This window comes from Barnesiella sp. CU968 (assembly GCF_905219685.1).
Taxonomy (GTDB): Bacteria; Bacteroidota; Bacteroidia; order Bacteroidales; family Muribaculaceae; genus Lepagella; species Lepagella muris_A.
On sequence record NZ_CAJMXD010000120.1, the window covers coordinates 1 to 7,522 of the forward strand.

7 protein-coding genes and 1 pseudogene are annotated in these 7,522 nt (G+C 46.9%); all 8 read left to right on the forward strand.

The genetic code is table 11. From position 1 onward, the window contains the following. The first annotated feature begins 35 nt into the window (after positions 1–35). The 8 genes and pseudogenes from JX312_RS06305 (at position 36) to JX312_RS06340 (ending at position 7,227) form a co-directional block, all read left to right on the forward strand. A complete protein-coding gene (locus JX312_RS06305; RefSeq protein WP_204457422.1) occupies positions 36–338 on the forward strand; it encodes an urease subunit gamma in 303 nt (100 codons plus the stop codon). Between the two features lie 126 nt (positions 339–464). Next, positions 465–761: pseudogene (locus JX312_RS14305) on the forward strand (urease subunit beta); the annotation flags it as partial. Between the two features lie 144 nt (positions 762–905). Then, the gene (locus JX312_RS06315) at positions 906–2,624 is read left to right on the forward strand and encodes an urease subunit alpha (protein WP_204457423.1); all 1,719 of its coding nucleotides are present in this window, start codon (positions 906–908) and stop codon (positions 2,622–2,624) included. Positions 2,625–2,849: 225 nt separating this feature from the next. Next, complete coding sequence (gene ureE / locus JX312_RS06320; RefSeq protein WP_123404189.1) at positions 2,850–3,473, forward strand: urease accessory protein UreE; 624 nt, start codon at positions 2,850–2,852, stop codon at positions 3,471–3,473. Next, the gene (locus tag JX312_RS06325) at positions 3,457–4,161 is read left to right on the forward strand and encodes an urease accessory protein UreF (protein ID WP_123404191.1); all 705 of its coding nucleotides are present in this window, start codon (positions 3,457–3,459) and stop codon (positions 4,159–4,161) included. The genes ureE and JX312_RS06325 overlap by 17 nt, the downstream gene beginning before the upstream one ends. Positions 4,162–4,238: 77 nt before the next feature. After that, entirely contained in the window at positions 4,239–4,865 is a 627-nt protein-coding gene (gene ureG / locus JX312_RS06330; RefSeq protein ID WP_123404193.1) for an urease accessory protein UreG, read from the forward strand. A gap of 2 nt (positions 4,866–4,867) precedes the next feature. Beyond that, positions 4,868–5,824, forward strand: a complete 957-nt coding sequence (locus tag JX312_RS06335; protein ID WP_239653828.1) for an urease accessory protein UreD — start codon at positions 4,868–4,870, stop codon at positions 5,822–5,824. A 158-nt stretch (positions 5,825–5,982) separates the two neighbouring features. Beyond that, positions 5,983–7,227 carry a hypothetical protein gene (locus JX312_RS06340; protein ID WP_204457424.1) on the forward strand — a complete coding sequence of 415 codons (1,245 nt, stop codon included), beginning with the start codon at positions 5,983–5,985 and terminating at the stop codon, positions 7,225–7,227. Positions 7,228–7,522 lie beyond the last annotated feature (295 nt).

Genomic DNA, 7,522 nt, shown 5'->3' on the forward strand with positions numbered 1-7,522 from the left:
TATTATTTTAGAACCTTATTCAAAATTAGATTACTATGCATTTCACACCCAAAGAGCAAGACAAACTTACCCTTCTGATGGTAGGACTTATAGCAGAGCGGCGTCTTCAGAAAGGGCTAAAGCTGAATTATCCCGAGGCAGTCGCCTATATCACCAGTGCGGCTCTTGAAGGAGCAAGAGAGGGAAAAACGGTTGAGGAAGTAATGCACGATGCCTCTCAGGTGCTTACAAAAGAACAGGTTATGCCGGGAGTCGCAGATATGATCGACCTCCTGCAGGTAGAAGCCGTGTTTACCGATGGCTCGCGGCTTGTTTCCATCCATCANCCTATAAAATAAAAATATAATACTATGGATCAGAATAAAAACACACCTCAGGAGACATATTCGCAACCTGACGGTATTTTTTCCGGAAAACCGGATATCGCTTATCCCAATACCCCCGGTTTCACACCGAAGGATTATGTGCCAGTCGGCGGTGTTATACTTGCCGACACTCCAATAGAATACAACGCCGACAGGCGCACTGTTAAGCTTGTGGTGCGTAACACGGGAGACCGTCCGATACAGGTCGGTTCCCATTTCCATTTCTTCGAGACAAACCGTTATCTCGAGTTTGACCGTCCGAAAGCTTTCGGTTGCCACTTGAATATACCGGCGACTACGGCAATACGTTTCGAACCCGGAGAGGAGAAAGAAGTGGAGGTTGTGGAATATGCCGGTAAACGCAGGGTTATCGGATTTGACGATCTTGTCAATGGATATACAGGTCTGGAAGACACCCCGACCTTCTATCCTAAACGCACGGAAGCGATACGCCGTCTTGGCGAATATGGCTACAAGACTGTTTCCGAAGAGGAGGCAGAAGCTGAATATACAGAAAACCCAACTAAAAAATAATCCGTCATGGCTACTATATCAAGACAAGAAAACAATATGCTCTTCGGTCCTACCGTGGGCGATAAAATCAGACTCGGCAATACGGATCTGTATGTAGAGATTGAAAAAGACCTCAGGGTTTATGGCGATGAGTCGGTATATGGCGGAGGAAAGACTTTGCGCGATGGCATGGGACTTGCCAATGAATGCACACCCAAGGCAGGCAGTCTGGATCTCGTAATCACGAATGTCACAATTCTGGATCCGGTTCTTGGCGTGGTCAAGGCTGATGTCGGAATCCGCGACGGCAAAATCGCAGGAATCGGAAAATCCGGCAATCCTAATGTGATGAAAGGTGTGTCTCCGGATCTCGTTACAGGTCCTTCGACTGATGCAATCTCAGGAGAACACATGATACTGACAGCGGCAGGCATCGACGGGCACGTGCACATGTGTGCGCCGCAGCAGGCATACGATGCCCTTTCCAACGGTATCACTACTCTTGTAGGGGGCGGCGTCGGTCCTACCGACGGCACTAACGGCACCACAATCACAGCCGGAGCCTGGAGCCTCGAAAGAATGTTACAGGCATTCGACGGACTCCCCATTAATATAGGTCTGCNTGGAAAAGGAAGCTGTTCTTGCAGAGAGAATCTTGACGATCAGGTTGAGGCAGGTGCTTGCGGTTTCAAGATTCATGAAGACTGGGGCGCAACACCGGCTGCTATACGCACATGTATGTCGGTTGCCGACAATTACGATGTTCAGGTGGCGATCCACTCCGACACCTTGAATGAATCCGGTTATGTGGAAGACACAATCGCGGCTATTGACGGACGAACAATCCACACATATCATACCGAAGGCACCGGCGGCGGTCACGCTCCGGACCTTCTGAAAGTGGCGTCTCTGATGAATGTGCTTCCGTCTTCGACCAATCCTACGTTACCTTTCGGAATAAACTCTCAGGCAGAACTTTTCGACATGATCATGGTCTGTCATAATCTTAATCCAAATATACCGTCTGATGTGGCGTTTGCCGAAAGCCGCGTTCGTCCCGAGACACAGGCGGCGGAGAATGTGTTCCATGATCTCGGCATTCTTTCAATGGTATCATCCGACTCTCAGGCAATGGGCCGTGTGGGAGAATCATTCATGAGAACCTTCCAGATGGCATCCTATATGAAGCAGGTCCGAGGTAAATTGCCGGAGGATTCCGATTCAAACGATAATTTCAGGGTGTTGCGCTATCTTGCCAAGATAACGATTAATCCGGCAATATGCTACGGTATATCGGATGTCCTCGGCTCGATAGAGAAAGGAAAGATGGCGGATCTTGTGTTGTGGGAACCAGCATTCTTCGGTACGAAACCGCAGCTTGTAATCAAGGGCGGACTTATAAGCTGGGCGAATATGGGAGATACAAACGCATCGCTTGTAACTCCGCAGCCTAAGATAATGCGTCCGATGTACGGTGCGTTTGGCGAGGCGTTGTTCAATTCAAGAATTTCGTTTGTCAGTCAGGCTTCTGTAGACGCGGGAATCAAAGACAAATATGGTCTGAAGAGTATAGTGTATCCTGTTACAGGAGTTCGTCAGCTCACCAAGGAGTCCATGCTCAGAAACACCGCTACTCCGAATATCGAAGTTAATCCGGAGACTTTTGAAGTTACCGTTGACGGTTATCCGGCTACGGTATCGCCGGCAAAAGAGCTTCCTCTCGCACAGCTTTACTGGTTCAGCTGATCTATCGGACTTTATAAGAGCTTGTTAAAAAATAAAATCTGCTCAGTTGACGGCGGACTGCCATGATTATCAAGGCAGCCCGCCGTTGTTTTTACTATGATTTCTGATGCATAAGTAACTTCCGGTTGTAATCCGTGAGCAAACGAGTCTCTTGTTTGTTATAAAGATATAGGGAGACAATCGTTTCCCGCAAACACCTTAAACTATATTGAAAGGTTACGTATTATGAAAGTATACACAGAAGTGCTCGGTAACATAAACCGGGATCAGCAATGGAAAGAGAAACTGAAGAATATGGAGACAGACTACATATTCCTTGACCAATGGACGGCACAGAAAAGCCGTTTTCTCGGGAAGGGAACAAGTGGCGAGGAATATCCGATTGCTCTTAAGCGTCACACGCAGGTGGCAGATGGCGATGTAATCGATTTTAATCCGGATACAAAAAAAGCTGTTGTTCTGAAGATTGAACTGAGTCCTGTTCTTGTGATAGACCTTGGCGCGCTTGCGGACAAGGATCACGAAACCATAATCCGGCGTTCGGTCGAGCTTGGTCACGCCATCGGCAACCAGCATTGGCCTGCCGTTGTAAAAGGCACAAAAGTATATGTTCCGCTTACTGTAGATAAGAAGGTTATGTTGAGCGTGATGGAGACACATAATCTTGAAGGCATATCATATGATTTTCAGAAAGGAGTCGAGATTATCCCATATCTTGCACCTCATGAGATACGCCGTCTGTTCGGCGGCGCGGGACATGACAGCCACGGACTCGGCGAGCACCATCATCATGCCACGACACACATTCATTTCGATGAAAACGGAATAGCACATGAACACTCACACTGAATATGACATGACGGCGCTTTCGAGGCTGCTTCAGTTCACCGATTCTACGTTTCCGGTGGGGACATTCTCCTTTTCCAACGGATTGGAGACTGCCTCTTTCGAACGTATTGTGCATGATGCCAAAACCCTGCGTGCGTTCACAGCCTCTCAGGCGAGACAGGCGGCATTCAGCGATGGTGTGGCAGCCATCCACGCTCACCGCGCCTTCCTGCGTGGAGATTACGAAGCGATCGCGGATGCCGACAGAATGCTCATTCTTTTCAAAATGAACGATGAGGCGCGTATGATGCTCCGGCGCATGGGAAAGAAATTCGCGGAACTGATGGCGAAACTGTTCGATAACGCGATTGTCACACGCTGGCTTGCAGATATTGCATGTGAAAAAGTGCCGGGAACTTTTCCTGTCGCGCAAGGAATTGCTTATGCAGCGGGAGGGTTGGATGAAAAGGCTCTTTTCTGTGCCCATCAGTACGGTGTAATAAACATGGTTCTTTCAGCCGCGTTGAGATGTGTGCGTGTGTCGCATTACGAGACACAGAAAATACTATTCGATCTCTCGGAAGATGTAGGTGTGCTTTATGATGAGGCATCGCAGATGGAACTGAAAGATATGAACGCATTCTTTCCGGAACTCGACATACTGGCATCACTGCATGAAAAAGGCAACATGCGCATGTTCATGAATTAGAATGTGAATATTGCAAATGCCTGCCGATAAATTGTTATCAACTTCATATTTGTAAATTACCAAACTATAACTATATTATGTCTCAGACCTGTAGAATTGGAATCGGCGGACCGGTAGGATCCGGCAAGACCGCCTTGATAGAGGCTATAACTCCCCGTCTTCTTGAACTTGGGCAGAAAGTGCTGATCATTACAAACGATATTGTCACAACAGAAGATGCCAAGCACGTAAGAAAAACTTTGAAAGGCATTCTTCATGAAGACAAGATTATAGGAGTCGAAACCGGAGCGTGTCCTCACACGGCAGTCCGGGAAGATCCTTCCATGAATATAGCGGCTGTGGAGGAGATGGAAGAGCGTTTCCCCGATACTGACATTGTTCTCATTGAATCAGGAGGTGACAACCTCACGCTTACGTTTAGTCCGGCATTGGTTGACTTCTTTATTTATGTGATCGATGTTGCCGCAGGCGACAAGATTCCCCGTAAGGACGGTCCCGGCATTTCCCAAAGCGATATACTTGTGATCAACAAAACGGATCTTGCGCCATATGTTCACGCTTCGCTTGAGGTTATGGATCATGATTCAAGGCTGATGCGTCCGGGAAAACCCTTTGTGTTTACCAACTGCATGACAGGGGAGGGTATTGACGAGCTGGTCGATCTCATCTTCAAAATGGCTCTTTTCGATAAAAAAGATAATTGACAATGATCAAGACAGATAAATTCAAGACATCATCCGTGCCGGAGGTGGATTTTTCTACGGCACGGGAGATGCGTCCCTATCTTCGCGAACCGGAGCAGATGTATGTGGGCGCTCCCGGCAAGCATGGTTATCTGCGTCTGGGTTTCGAACTTGATGCGGAAGGTAAAAGTATTTTGCGGGATCTTGACCGCAGGGTACCCTTGATTGCGCAGCAGGAACTCTATTTTGACGAGGAGATGCCTCAGATGCCATGCCTTTACATCCTTTCATCCGGAGGACCGAATGTTGACGGCGACCGTTATCAGCAGGATATAACCGTTAGAAAAAACGCCTTTGCATGGATTTCCACCGGTGCCGCCACGAAACTGGCGGAAATGCGATATAACTATTCCGGCATGATACAGAACATTGTGCTGGAAGAGGGGGCTTATCTTGAATTTATGCCGGAGCCGATATATCCGTGCCGGCACACCCGGTTTATTTCAGACACACGCATATGCGTAGACAAGACAGCTACTCTGTTCTATTCGGAAATCTACATGGGAGGTCGCAAATATTATAAAGACGGAGAGTTGTTCGAATATGACATACTGTCGGTATGCAGTCATGGAGAGCGTCCTGACGGTGAACCGCTTTTCAGAGAAAAGTTTGTGATTGATCCAAACGTTATCCCTGTGCGCCAGCTGGGAATAATGGGTGATTTCGATGTATTTGCCAATGTCATAGTCATGACACCGAAAGAGCATGCCGACAGGATTTATGAAGCTACCGGTGTCTTCATGGATAGTGAAAAGAAGCTTGCCTGCGGCATAACCCATCTGCCAAACGATGCCGGTCTGCTATTTAAGGTGCTCGGCATGGAGCCTGGACCGGTAAAGAAACTTGTCCGGGACTTTTGCTCGCGTGTCCGTCTGGAAGTAAAGGGGCATCCTGTTCCCCCGGAATTTCCCTGGCGCTGACAATTATCAGCGGATGGCATCAGCCGGAAGCTTACTTGCCCACACAAAGGATGTGCAAGTTGTTTCTTGATATTAAAACATGTTAAATAAGGTGAAGCGCGGCGAAGGCAATGCGGTAAAACGTCTATATTTGTAAATCAAAGGTTTAAACAAGGTGTATGATAACCAGATTTGCAGGTGAATCGCGTTTTGCCGCTTTATGTATGTCTACAGCAGTATGTCTGGCGTATTCTGTCATGGCGTGCGGCACTGTGATTGTCGATGCATCGACAAATATCCCTTTGCCGAAGGCATCTGTGTTCGACAAAAAAGGAAATCTGATTGGAATCTGTTCCGATGTGGGTGAACTTCCGTATGTGGCTCGTTCTTCTTATCCCATTTCAATTAGATATATGGGATATGCAACATCCACAGTTGATAAGCCTGGGCAGGATAAGGTCTTTCTGAAAGAAATGGCTTATGATCTTCCGGAAATGACTGTCAATTCCAGAGACCATCAAGTGTTGCATCTGACAGGGTATGTCAGAGAGTATTCAACGCTTTCGACTTATTCAGATACGGTGCTTCTTTTTCGAGAGAAGACAGTTGATTTTATGATTCCGGCGAAGAATATAAAGAATTATAAAGGTTGGTCTCTTCCCCGCGTACTTGCTTCAAGATCTTATTATCATCTTACAAATGCCGATGGTCTCGACAGTGTCAGCAATCATTTCAATCAACATTTCTCATGGTCGGATTGGGTTGGGGTCTTCAACAGCAGAGTGATTCCTGCTGACATGCGTGATGACACAGCTGCGACGCATGTGGATTATGGCAAATACAGTCCTTCTGTGATCTGGAGACGGACTGACGACAATATTGTTCTTGATGTGGATATTCTTGCCGACAGAAAAAACAGGGAATTTGTTCCCGCGTTTTCCGGTTTTGTGGATAATCGTGTGGATTGCAGCCGCTTCACACTCAAGTATATTTTTTCTGGAGTCTACGGACATGAGGTGTTTGCCAACAGTCTTATGGGAATGTCGTTCAATATAGAGTCAAACGGAAGAGGACGTAATCTAAACCGGCATTTGCAGACACAGGATCCTGTCTATATAAATACATACGCGGAATTATACATTACCGACAGAGAGTATCTGACAGTGCATGATGCCTACAAGAGGGAGAAGAAGCCGCCGCATTCGGAGGAAATAGGCATAAATCCTCCGCCTGAGGCTCCTGAACTTCAGCCTGCCATCCTGTCACTTGTGGAACGCGTAGACAATTTCGATTACGATACTCCCAGACTTGACAAACAGCCGGACAGACGTCTCGGCACAGCGAGTAAGTTTGCCACAGACAAGCCGGACGGTCTGTTCAAGCGCCTTTTCAAGGTTTTCAAGCACGAAAGAAAGAGGCAATAGTGGAGATGACACAGTCTATGGAAAGCTCTGACTAATTCCCGCCATAGCCGTATGTACGTTTGCAAACTGCTATGTCGCGACAAAGCTACTTTCGATAATTCCCGGTTTGCGCTGGATGTCTGGAGTCGTGAAATCTTCAGCTCGTATAAAATATGTGAAAATAGTATAAGAATTTAGGCGGAAATGAAGAAATAACGTTTGAATTATATACATTTGTATAAGAAACTGTTTAAATTTAATTCGAAATTTTTTATATAGTGAATCTTGTGGCTTCCTTGAGGCCTTTTATGGTTGT